This is a genomic window from Pseudomonas sp. FP2196, from assembly GCF_030687715.1.
Lineage (GTDB): Bacteria > Pseudomonadota > Gammaproteobacteria > Pseudomonadales > Pseudomonadaceae > Aquipseudomonas.
In genome coordinates, this window is sequence record NZ_CP117445.1 from 3536855 (window position 1) to 3553371 (window position 16517).

Annotated in this window: 15 protein-coding genes; 9 read left to right on the plus strand and 6 right to left on the minus strand. The window is 60.1% G+C overall.

Annotation, left to right across the window (positions count from 1 at the left end; all coding sequences use genetic code 11):
• Positions 1 to 160: 160 nt before the first annotated feature.
• On the minus strand, positions 161 to 592 hold the full coding sequence (locus tag PSH79_RS15665; protein ID WP_305438268.1) for a type II secretion system protein N: 432 nt from the start codon (positions 590 to 592) through the stop codon (positions 161 to 163).
• 118 nt (positions 593 to 710) lie between these two features.
• On the opposite strand from PSH79_RS15665, the gene gspH reads away from it, so the two are divergent.
• Together gspH and PSH79_RS15675 are read left to right on the plus strand one after the other, a co-directional pair.
• Positions 711 to 1157 (plus strand): type II secretion system minor pseudopilin GspH, encoded by a 447-nt coding sequence (gspH, locus tag PSH79_RS15670; RefSeq protein WP_187678592.1) that lies wholly within the window; start codon positions 711 to 713, stop codon positions 1155 to 1157.
• Positions 1154 to 1762, plus strand: a complete 609-nt coding sequence (locus PSH79_RS15675; RefSeq protein WP_305438271.1) for a prepilin-type N-terminal cleavage/methylation domain-containing protein — start codon at positions 1154 to 1156, stop codon at positions 1760 to 1762. The genes gspH and PSH79_RS15675 overlap by 4 nt, the downstream gene beginning before the upstream one ends.
• A 639-nt stretch (positions 1763 to 2401) precedes the next feature.
• Here PSH79_RS15675 and PSH79_RS15680 read toward each other — a convergent pair.
• The 3 genes from PSH79_RS15680 to PSH79_RS15690 are packed head-to-tail and all read right to left on the minus strand — an operon-like array spanning position 2402 to position 4586.
• Positions 2402 to 3340 carry a DUF4880 domain-containing protein gene (locus tag PSH79_RS15680; protein WP_305438272.1) on the minus strand — a complete coding sequence of 313 codons (939 nt, stop codon included), beginning with the start codon at positions 3338 to 3340 and terminating at the stop codon, positions 2402 to 2404.
• Between the two features lie 32 nt (positions 3341 to 3372).
• The gene (locus tag PSH79_RS15685) at positions 3373 to 3924 is read right to left on the minus strand and encodes an RNA polymerase sigma factor (RefSeq protein ID WP_305438274.1); all 552 of its coding nucleotides are present in this window, start codon (positions 3922 to 3924) and stop codon (positions 3373 to 3375) included.
• A complete protein-coding gene (locus PSH79_RS15690) occupies positions 3921 to 4586 on the minus strand; it encodes an STN domain-containing protein (RefSeq protein WP_305443991.1) in 666 nt (221 codons plus the stop codon). The genes PSH79_RS15685 and PSH79_RS15690 overlap by 4 nt, the downstream gene beginning before the upstream one ends.
• Before the next feature lie 207 nt (positions 4587 to 4793).
• Here PSH79_RS15690 and PSH79_RS15695 point away from each other — a divergent pair, with 207 nt between their 5' ends.
• Positions 4794 to 5108 (plus strand): hypothetical protein, encoded by a 315-nt coding sequence (locus PSH79_RS15695; RefSeq protein WP_305438275.1) that lies wholly within the window; start codon positions 4794 to 4796, stop codon positions 5106 to 5108.
• Here PSH79_RS15695 and PSH79_RS15700 read toward each other — a convergent pair.
• Positions 5105 to 5566 carry a carboxymuconolactone decarboxylase family protein gene (locus tag PSH79_RS15700; RefSeq protein ID WP_305438276.1) on the minus strand — a complete coding sequence of 154 codons (462 nt, stop codon included), beginning with the start codon at positions 5564 to 5566 and terminating at the stop codon, positions 5105 to 5107. The two genes, PSH79_RS15695 and PSH79_RS15700, sit on opposite strands and share 4 nt — an antisense overlap.
• Positions 5567 to 5880: 314 nt before the next feature.
• On the opposite strand from PSH79_RS15700, the gene PSH79_RS15705 reads away from it, so the two are divergent.
• The 4 genes from PSH79_RS15705 (at position 5881) to PSH79_RS15720 (ending at position 9292) form a co-directional block, all read left to right on the plus strand.
• The gene (locus tag PSH79_RS15705) at positions 5881 to 7314 is read left to right on the plus strand and encodes a PLP-dependent aminotransferase family protein (protein ID WP_305438277.1); all 1434 of its coding nucleotides are present in this window, start codon (positions 5881 to 5883) and stop codon (positions 7312 to 7314) included.
• 123 nt (positions 7315 to 7437) lie between these two features.
• Positions 7438 to 7731 carry a putative quinol monooxygenase gene (locus PSH79_RS15710; protein ID WP_008087993.1) on the plus strand — a complete coding sequence of 98 codons (294 nt, stop codon included), beginning with the start codon at positions 7438 to 7440 and terminating at the stop codon, positions 7729 to 7731.
• A gap of 226 nt (positions 7732 to 7957) precedes the next feature.
• Complete coding sequence (locus PSH79_RS15715) at positions 7958 to 8362, plus strand: cupin domain-containing protein (protein ID WP_305438279.1); 405 nt, start codon at positions 7958 to 7960, stop codon at positions 8360 to 8362.
• A 216-nt stretch (positions 8363 to 8578) separates the two neighbouring features.
• A complete protein-coding gene (locus PSH79_RS15720; protein ID WP_305438280.1) occupies positions 8579 to 9292 on the plus strand; it encodes an ATPase in 714 nt (237 codons plus the stop codon).
• 191 nt (positions 9293 to 9483) lie between these two features.
• On the opposite strand, the gene PSH79_RS15725 is transcribed toward PSH79_RS15720, so the two are convergent.
• The gene (locus PSH79_RS15725) at positions 9484 to 14379 is read right to left on the minus strand and encodes an NAD-glutamate dehydrogenase (protein WP_305438282.1); all 4896 of its coding nucleotides are present in this window, start codon (positions 14377 to 14379) and stop codon (positions 9484 to 9486) included.
• Between the two features lie 505 nt (positions 14380 to 14884).
• On the opposite strand from PSH79_RS15725, the gene PSH79_RS15730 reads away from it, so the two are divergent.
• Together PSH79_RS15730 and PSH79_RS15735 are read left to right on the plus strand one after the other, a co-directional pair.
• On the plus strand, positions 14885 to 15238 hold the full coding sequence (locus PSH79_RS15730) for a hypothetical protein (protein ID WP_305438283.1): 354 nt from the start codon (positions 14885 to 14887) through the stop codon (positions 15236 to 15238).
• A gap of 319 nt (positions 15239 to 15557) precedes the next feature.
• Entirely contained in the window at positions 15558 to 16517 is a 960-nt protein-coding gene (locus tag PSH79_RS15735) for a MoxR family ATPase (protein ID WP_003218556.1), read from the plus strand.

Sequence of the window (16517 nt, forward strand, 5' to 3'; positions counted from 1 at the left end):
CTCTGATAGCTAAATCCAGAGCTTTAGGGCACCCGTTCACCCCCTAGGGGCATGGCGGGATCTTGGCATTAGTTCGGGCAAGGAGTCAATACGCCATCATGCAAGAAATCTCCGTATGAGATGTTCCTGACACTCCGCTTCTGGTCGAAATTCCTGCTAATCAGGGCCGAGTTAACTTCGGCAACACCACCCCCTCCCCCAACCTCTCCACCCCCAACCGCACCCTCTCCCCACCCTGCTCAATCACCACCCCATCCCCCTCCACCGCCACCAACTTCACCCCAGGCCCCACCTTCTCCCCCTGCAAAAAACTCCTCGGCGGCCCATCGTTCAGGCTCAGTATCGCCACCGCCCCCCGACTCCCCGCCATCACCCCGCTCACCTTGATGTCCATCGGCGCCGTTTGATTGGAAAACCACTGCAACGCCGGGCTATCACTGCGCGCCGCCAGCAATTGCGGGGCCGCTGCCGGGGTGTGGGATTCTGCGGAGGTCAGCAGCAGCGACGACCATGTCGCCACGCCGACCAGTGCGGCGAGCAGCGCGAGGGCCTGGACCATTTGGGGTGGGGAAACGCGTGCGGTGAAGGTCATGGGTTGAATCTCCTTTTTATCCCTGCTGTCAGCCTACGCGGCAATTCTCTCCGTTTTATTTCACACGCCTTACATGTTGGCCGTGCACGATGGCGCAGGACGCAAAGGAGCGCGCGCGATGAACAGGCAACGGGGCTTTACCCTGATCGAGTTGATGGTGGTGCTGGTGATCATCGGTATCGCCAGTGCGGCGATCAGCCTGAGTATCAAGCCCGATCCGTTGCAATTGCTGCGCAAGGATGCCGAGCGTGTGGCGCAGTTGCTGCAGGTGGCGCAGGCGGAGGCCCGGGCGGATGGTCGGCCGATTGTGTGGGTCAGTGATGCCAAGGGGTTTCGCTTCAGTCGGCGCAGTGACAGCGGCAAGGGTTTCGAGCATTTCAGCCAGGACCCGCAATTGCGCCCACGGCCGTGGCAGAGTCCGAAGATGGAGGTTCGCGTGGAGCCGAAACAGAAAGTCGTGCTCAACGCCGAATGGATCAACCCGCCGCTGCAATTGACCTTGTCTGATGGTTTCAATCGGCTGAGCGTGTTGCGCGATGGCGCCGGCCGGATCAGCGTGCAATGAAGGACCAACAAGGTTTTACCCTGATTGAGGTGATGGTCGCGATTTTGCTGATGGCGGTGGTGAGTTTGATTGCCTGGCGGGGGCTCGACAGCGTGACGCGGGCGGACAGCCATTTGCAGGCCAGCAGTGAGCAGAGTGACAGCCTGCTGCGGGCGTTGAATCAGTTGCAGCGGGATGTGGACATGCGCGCGGGAATTGAGTTGACCGAGCCGAAGAAGGTTGGCGTGGATGATGAGCCGCCGAGCGCCCCGCCTGCGCTGACTGTGCGCAGTAGCGACAGTAAGGGGTTTCGCCTGGACATCATTCGCACGGCGGCGGATCAGCCGGGGGCTTTGCAGCGGGTGCGGTGGTGGGTCAAGGGTGACACGCTGTATCGGGCGGTGGCGGCGGCGCGGAGTCGGTATCCGTTGCCGGCGCCTGGGAATGGAGTCGCTGTTTTGCAGGATGTCAGTGATGTGCAGGTGCGGGTTTGGGAGGTGGATAAGGGCTGGCGGCAGTTGAGTGGGAATCGGCGGGAGGATCCGGCGGGGTTGGAGATTCGGTTGAGCCGGGGGACGGCGCAGGGGGTGGAAAAGTATCGGCAGGTGATTGGGCCGTTGGAGTGATGCCGATCCCTGAATATCGGATATCCCTGTAGGAGCTGCCGAAGGCTGCGATCTTTTGACTTTGATTTTGCAGATCAAAAGATCGCAGGCTTCGGCAGCTCCTACATTGGGATTGGGGGGCGTCAGTTGGGGATTGGTTGGCTGTTAGGCCGTCATCGCGGGCAGGCTCACTCCTACAGTTGGATCGGGTACATCAGCAAGAGATTGGTTGGCTGGAAGGCCGCCTTCGCGAGCAGGCTCGCTCCCACAGTTTTTAATGTGCGTACAGCCCCAGCGGCAAAGCCGCCCCACTCAACAGGATGAGCGTTAGCTCGGCTGCAGCTTTTGATCTTGATTCACGGGCGACGTCGGAAGGCCTCGTTCCGGGATTCATCCGGGGGTGGGAGCGCAGCGACCGTTTGGCGCAGCCAAATGCATCGAGAGGAGGTGCAGCGAAGCAAACCGTAGGCGATGCGCCCGGATGGATCCCGCAGCGAAGGAACCCCGAGCCCCAGCGAGCGGGCCGCACGTAGGAGCAAGCCTTTTTGGTTACTTTTGACTGGGCCGGCATTCCGGGCGTCTGGAAAAAGTGACCCGCCGTAAGGGCGGAACCCTAAGCAGCCATAACCGCAGCAACGGATATGTACCCAATCAAACCCACTAGCTCAAAACAACGACGCCACCCGGCAGCTCAGTGCATTTGACGCCATAAGCATCGCGAATCAACAACGCGACGCCCGCGAGTTGATCCAGGCTGAAGCGCGCCTGCACCCGCCGTTGCCCAAGCTCACTGTTAAGCAGCAGCAACATGCCCGGCCGATAGCGATTAATCTCATCAATCATCTGACTCAACGTCGCCCCGTTAAACACCAACACCTGTTGCCGCCAATTCATCACCGCCGCCGTGTCGACACTTTGTACGCTGCCAACCTGCCGCGCGTCATAAGTCACCTGCTGCCCCGGCTCCAGACGCAAACGGCGCCCTTCAACGTCCACCTCCACGGCACCATCAAGACAAGTCACACACACCTGCTGATCGGTATTACGCAAATTGAACCGCGCCTGACTCGCCCGCAACCACCCGCCCCCGGCCTGCATCGCCAGCGGCAACCGCGCGGTCTGTACTTCGACTTCACCACTGACCAGCTCAAACCCCTGCACCCCGCCATCCACGGCGCGCTGATTGATCCGGGTCTGCGTGTTCAGCTCAAGACTCACACCTTCCACCGGTTCAAAACGCCGCTGCTGCCCGACTTCGGTGATGAAATCGGCACCCAACCCGCCAAAGCCACCCGGGATCGTCCCGCGCACCAACAGGAACGCCGCCGACGCGGCAATCGCGCCACCCAGAAACGCCCGCCGTCCAAACCCACGCGGCGCCTGCAAACCTTCTGCCGCCGGTTGCAGTAAATGCCACAGCGCTTTGGTCTCTTCGAATGCGCGCGCATGGTCGGCGCTTTGTGCGCACCACTGGCGCAGCGCCCGGGCGTCGGCGACGGTGGCGCGGCCCGAGGTCAACAGGATCAGCCAGTCGCGGGCTTCGCTTTGCAGGCGCTCGGCGGCCGAGGGCTCGGCAGGTGTCAGTCGAAAGATGTTCAAGACGCGCAGATTCTCAACGGATTAATCGGGCACTACTCTGAAGACGGTTTTCCGGCCCCGCGACCGAACCGCTGAAACACTTTTCTTTCAAGTTTTGCGGCGCAATGGCCCAAGGCAGCCTTGATTTCCTTCTCGACCATGCGCGTGGAAATGCCGAAGCGTTGGGAAATCTCCAGGTGCGGCGCCTCCTCCAGACGCGCCGCGATGAAGATCCGCCGTCGCCGTGCCGGCAGTTCGTAAAGCGCACTGAGCAGCGACTGGATTTCCTTTTGCCCCCCCACCACCCGCGCCGGATCAAGGGCCTCGTCGCCGATTTGCAGCAGTTCTTCGACCTCGGAGCCGGTGAGTAGCCGCGCGTCGGCCTGACGCCGGTCGGCAGCGATGTTCAGGGCCATGCGATAGAGGTAGGCGTTGGGCCGCAAAAGGTTGGGCGGCGTCTCCATGCGGTCGACCCGCAACCAGGTCTCGTGCAGCACGTCGTTGGCCAGATCCTCCGAGCCCAAACGCCGACGCAGGCGCACCCTGAAGTCCTCGTAAGACGTCAGGAACAGTTGAGCCATCGAACCTTGTCCGGTGTCTTTCATCCCCCGGAAACTCCTTCCCATGTGGTGCATTCCATGCGTTTTCCTGACGACTCCGGTAACAACAGCAACGTGACCGGCTGACGCAACGCGCTGGGCGTCGGCCGGTCGATCCTGAGATTGCGAAAGCTTTCCACCAGCGCGGTATCGCGCCGTACATCACCGGTCGAAGTGACCAACCGGTTGTGCTGCACCAGGCCATCGCGCCCGACCCAGACCTGCAACACCGCGCGATAACTGCCCGGACGGGTCAGCGGCGAACGGCACAGGTTGCGCTCGATCGCCGCTTGCACCGCCGTGGCGTAACTGCGGTTGACGGCCACGCTTTCCGGCGACTGTTTTTGCGGCGGCGCTGGTACGTCGTCGACCTGAGCCACTTGCAAGGTGAACGCATCGTCTCGGGCATAGCGCGCCATCAAGCCACTGCCGCCGAGCAGGTGGCGCAGGGCGTCGGCGGCGGTGTATTCGCCATCCACCGCCAGCGAACGCCTGCCGCGACTCAACTGGCTGTCGACCAGCACCGCCACGCCGGTGGCGTGGCTGTACTGATCCAGCGCGTGCGCCAGATCCTGCGCCGGAATGTGCAGCGTCATGCGCAAGTTTGCCGGCACCGGGTCGGCCATTGCGTGGCTAGCCGCACAGGCAAGCAGCACCCCCAGACCCAGCCGGCGCACAAGCCTCGTTGAACGCTGAAGACCGTCCCTGGAACTGCCTCGCTGCACGGCTGACGTATCCCTGAAAATCGTCATCCTGAGGGCTGTTTATGAATCTGGTGTGACGGGCACTGCAAAAAAACCATCACGGGAATTGCGCAAGGCTTGCACTAGACTCAAGCCATAGCGCGGCCCCCTCGGGCCGGCCAGGAGGCGAGCATGAACACACTGTGGCGATTCACCCTTGGCGGGCTGTTGCTGACGGCGCTGTCGAGCGCTTATGCCGAGGAACCCTTGGGCTGTGTCGAGGTGACGGTCGGCGGTTACAAGGCGCCGAATTACGACTGTTTGAGCCAGCAGATGGGCAACAACCCCGAAGGCGCAGCGGCGGCGAAAAAGAATCAAGAGGCGCTGAATGTGCCGGTGAATAAGCGGCCGCCGAATCAGGTTGGCCTCGCGACGCCGGCCGCAACCAGCACGCGAATGGGCAATACCTTTGGCACCTCGGTGAAACCGCAACGCCCGGCGAATTAAGGCAACGTCAAAATCAAAAGATCGCTGGGGGTTTGGCGAAAGCTCACCGCGAGGCGGTTCCAGCTATTGATGGTGGTGACGGCCATGGTCAGGTCGACCAGTTCGCCTTCGCTGAATTGCTCGCGCGCCTGCTGGTACACCTCATCAGGCACCCGGCTCTCCGCCAGCAGCGTCACCGCCTCCGCCCAGGCCAGCGCCGCACGTTCGCGCGGGTTGAAGAAGTTGCTGTCGCGCCACACCGCAATCGCATACAAACGCCGATCACTTTCCCCGGCCCGCCGCGCGTCCACCGAGTGCATGTCGGTGCAGAATGCGCAGCCGTTGAGCTGCGAGGCACGAACCCTGATCAGTTGCAGCAGCGGCTGCTCGATACTGAGGTTGGCGGTCAGCGCCTCCATGGCAATCATCGCTTTCATCGCTTTGGGCGAAGCGTTGTAGTAATCCAGGCGCGGGGACATGGGCAGGTCTCGGTAGACGGAGTAATGAGTTCACCGTAAACCCCGACAACGGTGCATTACAGCCCCAATTCCACGAAAAGCCGCTACACCACTGCCCCCCTGCCAAACATAAATCCCCCTGTAGGAGCTGCCGAAGGCTGCGATCTTTTGATCTGGCTTTTGTTTATAAAAACCAAAGTCAAAAGATCGCAGCCTTCGGCAGCTCCTACAGGGATTGGGGCCAATTTTGGGTTTTTCGGGTAGGCAACTATTGCCGTTCAAACAACAGCGGTAATCTGGCGGGCACGCCAAACAGCCTCGGGAGCCTCGTCGGTATGGAACTTCACGTCGTGATCAACGGCCGCAAGGATCTCGCCGGTCAGTTGTATCAGCAATTGCGCGGCGCCATTGAATCCGGGCGCCTCGCCGCCGGCACACAGTTGCCACCCAGCCGTCTGCTCGCCGAGCAACTGGGGATCTCGCGCAAGACCATTTCCGACACTTACGCGCAACTGACTTACGAAAACTTCCTCACCGGGGTGATCGGCAAAGGCACCTACGTCAACGCACGCCCGGCGCAGGTCCAGCGCAAGCAAAGCCACAGCGAACTGGCCGGTGCCGAGGTGATCGAGAGTTGGCGCAATCTGCCGGTGTTTCTGCGCCACCCGACGCTGGAAGGTTCGCTGCGTTATGACTTTATCGGCGGCGCCACCAGCAAGGGTCAGTTCCTGCAGGATGACTGGCGCCGCTGCGTGTCCCACGCGATGCGGCAGATGACGCAGTCCAAGGGTTTCTACAGCCTGCCCGAAGGCCTGCCGGCGCTGCGCAATGCGATTGCCCGGCACATCGCTTTTTCCCGCGGGATCAACTGTCAGGACGAAGACATCGTGGTGTGCAACGGCGCGCAACAGGCGCTGGATTTGATCACCCGCGTACTGATCAGCCCCGGCAGCCTGGTGGCGATGGAAGATCCCGGTTATCCGCCGGCACGTTTGCTGTTCGCCACCCATGGCGCCAAGGTGGTGGGAATTCCGGTGGATGCCGAGGGCATCCAGGTTGAACACATTCCTGATGGCACCCGCCTCATCTATGTCACGCCGTCGCACCAGTTCCCGCTGGGCATGCCGATGAGCCACGCACGCCGCGAAGCCTTGCTGGCCCGCGCCTATGAGTTGGGCGCGATCATCATCGAGGACGACTATGACAGTGAATTCCGCTACGAAGGCCGGCCCACTGATTCGCTGTTCAATCTCGATCAACGCGGCATCGTTGCCTACGTCGGCACCTTCTCGAAAACCTTGCTGCCGGAGCTGCGCCTGGGTTATGCGATTTTGCCACCGGCGATTCTCGAAGCGGTGATCCGCGCCAAGCAGCTCACCGACCTGCACGCCTCGACCTTGCCGCAATGGGCGCTGGCCAAGTTCATCGCCGAGGGTTGCCTGCTCAAGCATATCCGCCGCTGCCACACCATCTACGCGCAGCGCCGCGAACGTATTCTGGCGCGCATGGCCGACGATCTTTCGCCGTGGCTGCAAGCGGTGCCGCCAAGTGCCGGGTTCCACATGACGGTGTTCTGCAAGGTGCCGATTGACCTGCCGCTGGTGATCGAACTGGCGAAAAAGGTCGAAGTCGGCCTGTATGCGATCAACGGCTTCTATTACCAGCAAACGCCGAAAAACGGCCTGTACTTTGGCTTCGGCGCCATCGAAACCCTCGACATCGATACCGCGCTGGATCGCTTGCGCGACATTCTGCAACAAGTTGCCTGAATGATTGGTCTGGGCGATTAACCGCCGATTGGTTATTGGTGATCGACAGGTGCAGGCCTATTCTGCACAGGCGTTATCCCTCAATGAGCAGGATTCGTCCGGCCTGATTCAGGAGTGTGAGCAATGTCCAACGAAGTGATCAATACGGTCCAGGTGCAGGCTGCGGCCGGCCGCTCGGATGAACTGGGCAAGCAACTGCAGAAGATCGTCGAAACCCTGCGCGAAACGCCGGGCTGCGATTCCTACCTGGTCGACCGCTGCCCCGAGGACAGCCACCGCTGGACAGTAAGTGCCCGCTGGCAGTCGGAAGCGGCGATGCAGGCGCATTTCAACCGGCCCGAGGCGCAGGGGTTTATTGACTTGATCGATAGCCGGTTGGCCAATAGCGTCGATTTCAACAGTTTCCCCATCGTCTGATCTGACGCTATCGCTGGCAAGCCAGCTCCCACAGGGTTCAGCGTCGTTCGATAATTTAATGAACGACACAAAACCTGTGGGAGCTGGCTTGCCAGCGATGGCGTACTCAAACACGCTGAATAACCGCCGATTGGTCACCTGATCTTCCCGAATATTGGCCGTTTGAATGCCTCGCCCTGCGGACTACTGTGATCAGCAACACCCCGATCATCACAGGTAACCCGCCATGAAAGCCCTGCCCCGCTTCGCCGCCGCCCTCGCCCTGAGCCTCTGCACCCCGGCCGCCTTCGCCCACGACCCGTCCGAAAAAGTCACCGTCCTGCAAGAGCAGATGCTGAAAAACGCCCCCGGCAAAAAAGCCATGATGATCGAAGTCGACTACAAACCCGGTCAGTCCTCCATCGCCCACAAACACGAGGGCACGGCCATGGCTTACGTGCTGGAAGGTGAAGTGATTTCCCAGGTCAAGGGTGAACAAGCGGTCACCTACAAGAAAGGCCAGTTCTGGTACGAACCGGCCGGTTCCGAACATCTGGTGTCGAAAAATGCCAGCAAAAGCAAACCAGCCAAACTGCTGGTGTTCATGGTGCTGGCCCCGGACGAACAGGTGTTGATCCCCCTGAAAGACTGATGGTTGTTTAGCCAGCCATAAATAAAAAGGCGCAAATCGTTGATTTGCGCCTTTTTATTTCCCGGGGTAATTAACCGCGCCGTGTTACAGCGAATGAACCTAATTAACGGCTGTTAGCTCAGCAAATTGTCAGGTTGGCGGGTTTAGTCTGAATTAACGGTCGTGTTTAACGACTTTGAAACTTTCCGACTGATGTTGTTTCACGGGAGAAACACCATGAAACTTGCGTTCACCAGTGTATTGGCGATATCGGTTTTAGCATTGTCCGCCTGTTCGGTACCCACCGCCCCCAAAGCCGTTTCATCCCTGGACACTTTGCTCCCCCATCCCACCGGTCGCAGCAGCGCCACTCAAGTAAAAAGCGGTCCCGGCGTGTCGCTGGGCGTGGTCTACAGCCCAAGCACCCAGACCAATCGCGAATACCTGCGCGACTATCAGGCCAACGCCGGCACCGGTTTCGGCCAGAGCCTGCTGGTGCAACCGATCCATGATGCCTATGTCGCCAGTTCAAAACCGGACATGGCGGTGGAATGGGTCAACGCCTCCTTGCAGCGCCAGTTCGGCTCGGTGACGGTGTATCCGGACATGCAGAGCCTGCGTAAGGCCAAACCGGACGTGGTGGCGATTATCGACACCCACAGCCAACTGATCACTTCGCGCAGTTCCGATATCAAGGCCGATGTGAGTGCCGATTTTTATGATGCTCAACTGAACTACATCGGCACGGCCAAAGGTTCGGAGGCGAAAGAACTGACACCGGTGTGGGCGGACTTCAAAGGGTCTGAAGAAATTGTCGCGGATATTAACCAGCAACAGGATGTGCAAGTTAGGGCATTGCAGAAGTTTGACCAGTCGCTCAGTAATTTAGTGGCCAGCTCGACAGATAGAGTGTCGATGGTGGATAACAAACAAGTACATAAGTTGTATTGATCCATAGGGCCTCATCGCTGGCAAGCCAGCTCCCACAGGGATCTGCGGTGAACACAAACTCTGTGAACACCCGAGAAACCTGTGGGAGCTGGCTTGCCAGCGATGAGGCCTGAAAAATCAACAAAAAATCCATCAGACATAAAAAAGCCCCGGCATCTCACGACACCGGGGCTTTCTCATTCAGCCACTACTTATGCCAATTCAAGCTCGGCATTCGCAGCAACCGCAGCCACCACCGCTTGCCCGCTCAACGCCAGATCCAGCAGCTCACGATTGGCCACCGCATACATGGCGTAGTCCGTGCCGCTCGCCGCACGGATTTCCACCAGCATGGCGCGCCAGCGCGAGATCATGGCTTCGTGCTGTTCCATCCACAGCGCCAGGCGTGCTTCCACGTCCTGAGTGCCGTCGCCCTGTTGCAGGACGGAGATGGTGATCGCACGTTGCTGCCAGTCGACGTCATCACGGAACGCTTCACGGGCCAGGGCCTGCCAGTTGTTTTCAACCGGCAGAGCGCTGATCTGTTGCAGGTACCAGGTGACATCCAGCGCACTGCCCACGGCAAAGTAGGCCTTGGCCACTTCGGCAGGGTTCTGCCCGGTCACGTCGGAGGCTTCGATGATCGGCAGCAGGGTGTACAGGTGCGAGGTGCCCGCAACCATACGCGCCAGCAACTCCGGCACACCGGCTTCGACGTAAGCCTGATAACGCGCCTGCCAGTTTTCGCGGATTTCGCCGCTGAGCAGTTCGTCGAGCTTCAGACCCAGCTCTTTCAGGTGCGGACCGAAGTGCGCAACGTCACGGGCAGCGTTCTGTTCGTTGCGACGGGCACGCAGGAACCAGCGCGTAGCGCGGCGACCCAGACGCATCAGCTCGTCCATCAATTCCAGTTGCACGTCAGCGGAGACCTGATAGTCCAGGGCTTCGATCTGACGGAACCAGTGCGGGAGATGGAAAATGTCGCGCACGATCACGTAAGCACCGGCCACGTTCGCCGGGCTCATGCCGGTCGACTCTTTGAGTCGTTGAACGAAGGTGATGCCCATGTGGTTGACCAGATCGTTGGCGATCTGGGTGCTGACGATTTCGCGCTTCAGGCGGTGACGACGCATGGCTTCGGAGAACTTGCTGACCAGGGTCGGCGGGAACGCCGTTTCCATGTCGCGGGTCAGGTAGTCATCGTCCGGCACCAAGGAACCCAACAGCTGTTCCTTGAGGTCGATCTTGCTGTACGAGATCAGCACCGACAGCTCAGGACGGGTCAGGCCATGGCCTGCCGCTACGCGCTCGTTGATCTGCTCTTCGGTCGGCAGGAACTCGATGGCGCGGTCCAGCTTGCCACGGCCTTCCAGATCGCCCATCAGACGTTTGTACTCGGCGATGCGCTCGTAGGCACGACGCGCCGCCAGGGACAGGGCCTGAGTCTGCTTGTAGTTGTTGCCCAGCACCAGACCACCGACTTCGTCGGTCATGCTCGCCAGCAACTGGTTACGTTGCTTGTCGGTCATGTCGCCGGCCTGAACCACTTCGTTCAGCAGGATCTTGATGTTCACTTCGTGGTCGGAGCAGTCCACGCCACCGGCGTTGTCGATGAAGTCGGTGTTGGAACCGCCGCCATTGAGACCGAATTCCACACGACCCAGTTGGGTCATGCCGAGGTTACCGCCCTCGCCCACGACTTTGCAGCGCAGTTCGTTGCCGTTCACACGCAGCGCATCGTTGGCCTTGTCGCCAACATCGGCGTGGCTTTCGGTGCTGGCCTTGACGTAAGTACCGATACCGCCGTTCCACAGCAGATCCACCGGTGCCTTGAGCAAGGCGTTCAGCAGTTCGGTCGGGGTCAGCTTGTCGGCCTTGATGTCGAAGCGTTCTTTCATCTGCGGCGAGATCGCGATGCTCTTCGCGCTGCGCGAGAAGATACCGCCACCTTCGGACATGATGCTGGTGTCGTAGTCGGTCCAGGCCGAACGCGGCAGGTCGAACATGCGCTGACGCTCGACGAAACTGGTCGCCGGGTTCGGGTTCGGATCGATGAAGATGTGCAGGTGGTTGAAGGCTGCGACCAGTTGCAGCTTGTCGGACATCAACAGGCCGTTACCGAACACGTCACCGGCCATGTCGCCGACGCCAACGACCGTGATGCTGTCTTCCTGAACATTGATGCCGCGCTCGCGGAAGTGACGCTGTACGCCAACCCACGCGCCTTTGGCGGTGATGCCCATTTTCTTGTGGTCGTAACCGGCCGAACCACCGGACGCAAACGCGTCACCCAGCCAGAAGCCGTAGTCGATGGCGATGCCGTTGGCGATGTCGGAGAAGGTTGCAGTGCCCTTGTCCGCTGCCACAACCAGGTACGGGTCATCGTCGTCATGACGCACGACGTTGGCCGGCGGTACCAGCGCGCCGTCTTTCAGGTTGTCGGTGATGTCCAACAGACCGGAAATGAAGATGCGGTAGCAGGCGATGCCCTCGGCCGCGATCTCGTCACGGCTGCCGCCCAGAGGCAGACGACGCGGCAGGAAGCCGCCCTTCGCACCCACTGGCACGATGACCGAGTTCTTCACTTGCTGAGCTTTTACCAGACCGAGGACTTCAGTACGGAAGTCTTCTTCGCGGTCGGACCAGCGCAGACCACCACGCGCCACGTTACCGAAGCGCAGGTGCACGCCTTCGACGCGTGGCGAGTAAACGAAGATTTCGAACTTCGGAACTGGCTTCGGCAGCTCAGGAATGGCGTGCGGGTTGAACTTGAAGCTGAAGTACGACTTGTTCTGGCCGTTGGCATCCGTCTGGTAGAAGTTGGTGCGCAGGGTGGCTTTGATCAGGTCGAGGTAGCGACGCAGGATGCGGTCTTCGTTGAGCACCTGGACGTCGTCCAGTGCGGTCAGAATCGCTTGTTCCAGACGCTGTTGCTTGTCTTCCAGATCATCGCTGCCGAGCTTGCGCGCCAGATAGAAGCGGGTCTTGAACAACCGGGTCAATTCGCGAGCGATGTCGGTGTGGTTGTTCAGGGTGCTGGCGATGTAGCCCAGATCGAAGCCCAGACGAATCTGCTTCAGGTAACGGGCGTAAGCGCGCAGCAGCGCCACGTCGCGCCATGGCAGGCCGGCGGTCAGTACCAGACGGTTGAACGCATCGTTTTCGGCTTCGCCACGGACGATGTGGACGAACGCGTCCTGCAGGGTGTCGTTGAGTTGCTGGATGTCGAGGTCCAGGCCTTCAGCGGCAGTGAACGCGAAGTCGTGAATCCAGAACTCGCGGCCATTGGTGTGACGCAGACGGTACGGGAACTCGCCCAGCACGCGCAGGCCGAGGTTTTCCAGAATCGGCAGAACGTCGGACAGCGCCAGCGGAGTGTCAGCGTGATACAGCTTGCAATGCAGCTCGCGCTGGCCGGAAACCTGGCCCAACGGCTGATAGAAGCTCATCACCAGCGGATTTTTTTCGTTGAGGCTCAGCAGGTGCTGCATGTCGACCACGGCCGAATGCGCGGCGAAACGCTCGCGGTAACCGGCCGGGAAGCCTTTCGGGAAGTCAGCCAGCACGTTGGTGCCGTGGGCTTCGCCGAAGCTTTCGACGGTCAGTGCGGCGTAGTCGTCCTGCCAGCTGCGGCACGCTTGTACGACTTCTTTTTCCAGCAGCACGGTGTCGATGTCGAGACGGTTTTTCGGGTCGACACGCAGGATCAACTGCACGCGCGCCAGCACGGACTCGGAGAAGAACGTCCAGAACTCGCAGTCGGACGCCTTCAGGCGCTCCATCAGCACTTGCTGGATCTTCTGGCGAACTTCGGTGGAATAGATGTCGCGCGGCACGTAAGCCAGGCAGTAGCAGAAACGACCGTACGGGTCTTTGCGCAGGAACACGCGGATCTTGTTGCGTTCCTGGATCTGCACGATCGACATCACGGTGGTGAACAGTTCGTCGACCGGGGTCTGGAACAGGTCGTCACGCGGCAGTACTTCGAGGACCTGCGCCAGTTCCTTGCCCAGGTGAGCCTTGGACTGGAAGCCGGAGCGGTGTTCGATTTCTTCGACCTTGCGGCGGATGAACGGGATGACCCGCACGCTCTCGCCGTACACCGAGGAGGTGTAGAGGCCCATGAAACGGTGTTCCTTGATGACTTTGCCGTCGGCGTCGACTTCGCGGATCGACACGTAGTCCGGGTAGGCAGGACGGTGTACACGGCTCGGGTGCGCAGCTTTGGCGAACGACAGCAGGGTCGGTTCGCGCAGGTAGCTCACGGCATAATCTTCGATGCGCAGGTCATCGTAGGTCAGGCCGGTGCGCAGCAGTTTGGTCAGGCCGAGGAAGGAGCTCTGGTCGTACTCGATGTGGCCGCCATCAGCCTGATCGGTCACCACGAACTCTTCGTAGCCAAGGAAGGTGAAGTGGTTGCCCACCAGCCATTCCAGGAAACTTTTGACTTCGTTCTTCTCGTCGGCATCGACGGCGAAAGCGCTGTTGTCGAGCTTAGCGAGGATTTCCTGCACCTTGGCTTTCATCGGCTCGAAATCGGCGACCGCGACGCGGACTTCACCGAGAACCTGTTCCAGCTCTTTGCTCAGCACATTCAATTCGGCCGCGTTGGCGCAGCGGTCGATTTCCAGGTACATCAGCGACTCATGGAGGACGCCTTCGCCGGTGCTGCCTTTTGGCAGGATTTCCAGCAACTCGCCCTTGCTGCCACGACGCACGCTGAGCACGGTGGTTTGCAGGGTGTGGATGCTGTAGCCACGGCGGTTCAGCTCGGTACGAACCGAGTCGACCAGAAATGGCAGGTCGTGGTGCAGCACTTCGACCGCGGTGTGGGTCGACTGCCAGCCATGACGCTCGTAATCGGGGTTGTAGACGCGCACTTGCGGTTGCGCGTGATCGAAGCGCTCAAGCAGGCGCCACGCAGAAAGAGTACAGCCAGCGAGGTCGGAGAGGCGACGTTGAGTCAGCTCGTCCAGGGAAATGATGCCGAAGAATTGTTCAGCGAACAGCGCCACTTGTGGCAGTGCCTGTTCACTGATGTGCTGCGCCAGTGCCGCTTGCAGTTGGTGCTGGAAGTCGGCTTTGCTGGCTGCGGTGAAGAACGCCATCTGTGGTACTCCGCTTAAGCTTGTTATTGATGGAAAGCGTCGCGTGCAACACCCCTTCCGGGGCTTGAGTCACCCTGTTCCTGATTCTCGGGCAGAGGAAACAGGGGGACAGGTGGGTGAAGCTGGACGAGACACTCAGGTCACATTCACCTTCCATTGAATGGGCATCTGCAAAAACGACTGTCCGGGCTGCCGACAATGCCTTTACGGGTGCTCATCCGTTGCGCAGCTTAATGGGTGCGACAATGTGTCTGCTTGCGGTGCTGCGACATATTCGGTCATTGGCACGTAAACAAAGGCTTTCGCATCGTTCAACACTAGCATTTGTGGCATAAAACGCCGGTCTGAATGCCCGTATTTACGGTACATCCGTGCCAGAAATGACCATTGACCTGTGTCGCGTCAACGACACATCCTCTGACACTCTCACATGCAGAAATTCCCGAGGGCTGGCAGAATCGCGGCCAATTGCGACCAACACGCCCGTCGAGGCAGGAATTCCCCCATGCAAATGACCACCGCCCTACTGATCGTCAACCCGTGCGACGACGAAGAAGACAACATGGCCATGCTCTGCTGCCACAGCGACAAGGGCGACATGTTCCTGATGAGCCGCTACCCGGACGAGGATGAGCTGGAGATCACCCTGGATGGCGAACCTTCGACGCTGGACGGGGTGAAAGTCATCCTGAGTGCAAATCTGTTGAAGATCGAGATTGCGGCGGCGGATGCTGATGCCTTGAATGGGGATGATGTGCTGGAGATCAGCTTTAACCCGGATATGGTTGATCTGGATGAGGTTGTTGAGACCTTGACGAATATCCTCGACGGGACTGGCACGTTCATTAACGAAGTTTGATGGTGTCCGGACTGGCCCCATCGCTGGCAAGCCAGCTCCCACAGGTATCAGCGGTGTGAACGCGATCCATGCAACACATCGGTCCCTGTGGGAGCTGGCTTGCCAGCGATGAAGCCTTCACAGACAGCCAAAAGATCGCAGCCTGCGGCAGCTCCTACATTGGAATGCAATCACCTGTAGGAGCTGCCGCAGACTGCGATCTTTTGCCTTTTTCTACAAAATGCCGTTAGTCGCCACCCCCCGCGATGGATTAAAGTAACGCCCCCAGCCCCGGCGTTATCCGAACGCCCGTGGCCACCCTTTCCAGGAACAGTCACCGATGGAACATCGTGAAGCGCTGCTGGCGCTGCGAACCTTTCTTTCAACGCAGATTCTCGGCCAGGAAAAACTCATCGAGCGTTTGCTCATCGCCCTGCTCGCCGACGGCCACATGCTGGTCGAGGGCGCTCCGGGTCTGGCCAAGACCAAAGCGATCAAAGAGCTCGCCGAGGGCATCGAAGCCCAGTTCCATCGCATTCAGTTCACCCCTGATCTGTTGCCTGCCGATATCACCGGCACCGAGATCTATCGCCCGGAAACCGGCAGTTTCGTGTTCCAGCAAGGGCCGATCTTCCACAATCTGGTGCTGGCCGACGAAATCAACCGGGCCCCGGCCAAGGTGCAATCGGCGTTGCTCGAGGCCATGGCCGAGCGCCAGGTCAGTGTCGGGCGCAGCACGTATGAGCTGTCGCCGCTGTTTCTGGTGATGGCCACGCAGAACCCGATCGAGCAGGAAGGCACGTATCCGTTGCCGGAAGCGCAACTCGACCGGTTCCTGATGCACGTCAAAATCGGTTTCCCTGACGCCGCTGTCGAACGGCGCATCCTCCAGCAGGCCCGTGGCGAAGCGCTGAACGGCGAGACCAAGCCCGAGCGCCGGGTCAGCCAGCAGGCGATTTTTGCCGCGCGCAAGGAAATCCTTGGTCTGTACATGGCCGATGCCGTGGAGGAATACCTGGTGCAACTGGTCATGGCCACGCGCACGCCGGCCAAGTTCGACCCGGAGATGGCCGAGTGGATCGCCTATGGCGCCAGCCCGCGCGGCTCCATCGCCCTCGACCGTTGTGCCCGCGCCCACGCCTGGTTGGCCGGGCGTGATTTCGTCAGCCCGGAAGACATTCAAGCCGTGCTGTTCGACGTGTTGCGTCATCGCATCATTCTGTCGTTTGAAGCCGAAGCCGCCGGCATCGATCAGGATCGAGTGGTGCAGCGGATTCTCGACGTCGTAGCCGTCGCTTGA

What these genes read in the sequence shown, in the direction of transcription:
- PSH79_RS15695 (WP_305438275.1), top strand. Translation starts at nt 4,794, where the DNA reads ATGAACACACTGTGGCGATTCACCCTTGGCGGGCTGTTGCTGACGGCG.
- PSH79_RS15700 (WP_305438276.1), bottom strand. Translation starts at nt 5,566, where the DNA reads ATGTCCCCGCGCCTGGATTACTACAACGCTTCGCCCAAAGCGATGAAA.
- gspH (WP_187678592.1), top strand. Translation starts at nt 711, where the DNA reads ATGAACAGGCAACGGGGCTTTACCCTGATCGAGTTGATGGTGGTGCTG.
- PSH79_RS15705 (WP_305438277.1), top strand. Translation starts at nt 5,881, where the DNA reads ATGGAACTTCACGTCGTGATCAACGGCCGCAAGGATCTCGCCGGTCAG.
- PSH79_RS15735 (WP_003218556.1), top strand. Translation starts at nt 15,558, where the DNA reads ATGGAACATCGTGAAGCGCTGCTGGCGCTGCGAACCTTTCTTTCAACG.
- PSH79_RS15675 (WP_305438271.1), top strand. Translation starts at nt 1,154, where the DNA reads ATGAAGGACCAACAAGGTTTTACCCTGATTGAGGTGATGGTCGCGATT.
- PSH79_RS15715 (WP_305438279.1), top strand. Translation starts at nt 7,958, where the DNA reads ATGAAAGCCCTGCCCCGCTTCGCCGCCGCCCTCGCCCTGAGCCTCTGC.
- PSH79_RS15725 (WP_305438282.1), bottom strand. Translation starts at nt 14,379, where the DNA reads ATGGCGTTCTTCACCGCAGCCAGCAAAGCCGACTTCCAGCACCAACTG.
- PSH79_RS15720 (WP_305438280.1), top strand. Translation starts at nt 8,579, where the DNA reads ATGAAACTTGCGTTCACCAGTGTATTGGCGATATCGGTTTTAGCATTG.
- PSH79_RS15665 (WP_305438268.1), bottom strand. Translation starts at nt 592, where the DNA reads ATGACCTTCACCGCACGCGTTTCCCCACCCCAAATGGTCCAGGCCCTC.
- PSH79_RS15685 (WP_305438274.1), bottom strand. Translation starts at nt 3,924, where the DNA reads ATGAAAGACACCGGACAAGGTTCGATGGCTCAACTGTTCCTGACGTCT.
- PSH79_RS15710 (WP_008087993.1), top strand. Translation starts at nt 7,438, where the DNA reads ATGTCCAACGAAGTGATCAATACGGTCCAGGTGCAGGCTGCGGCCGGC.
- PSH79_RS15730 (WP_305438283.1), top strand. Translation starts at nt 14,885, where the DNA reads ATGCAAATGACCACCGCCCTACTGATCGTCAACCCGTGCGACGACGAA.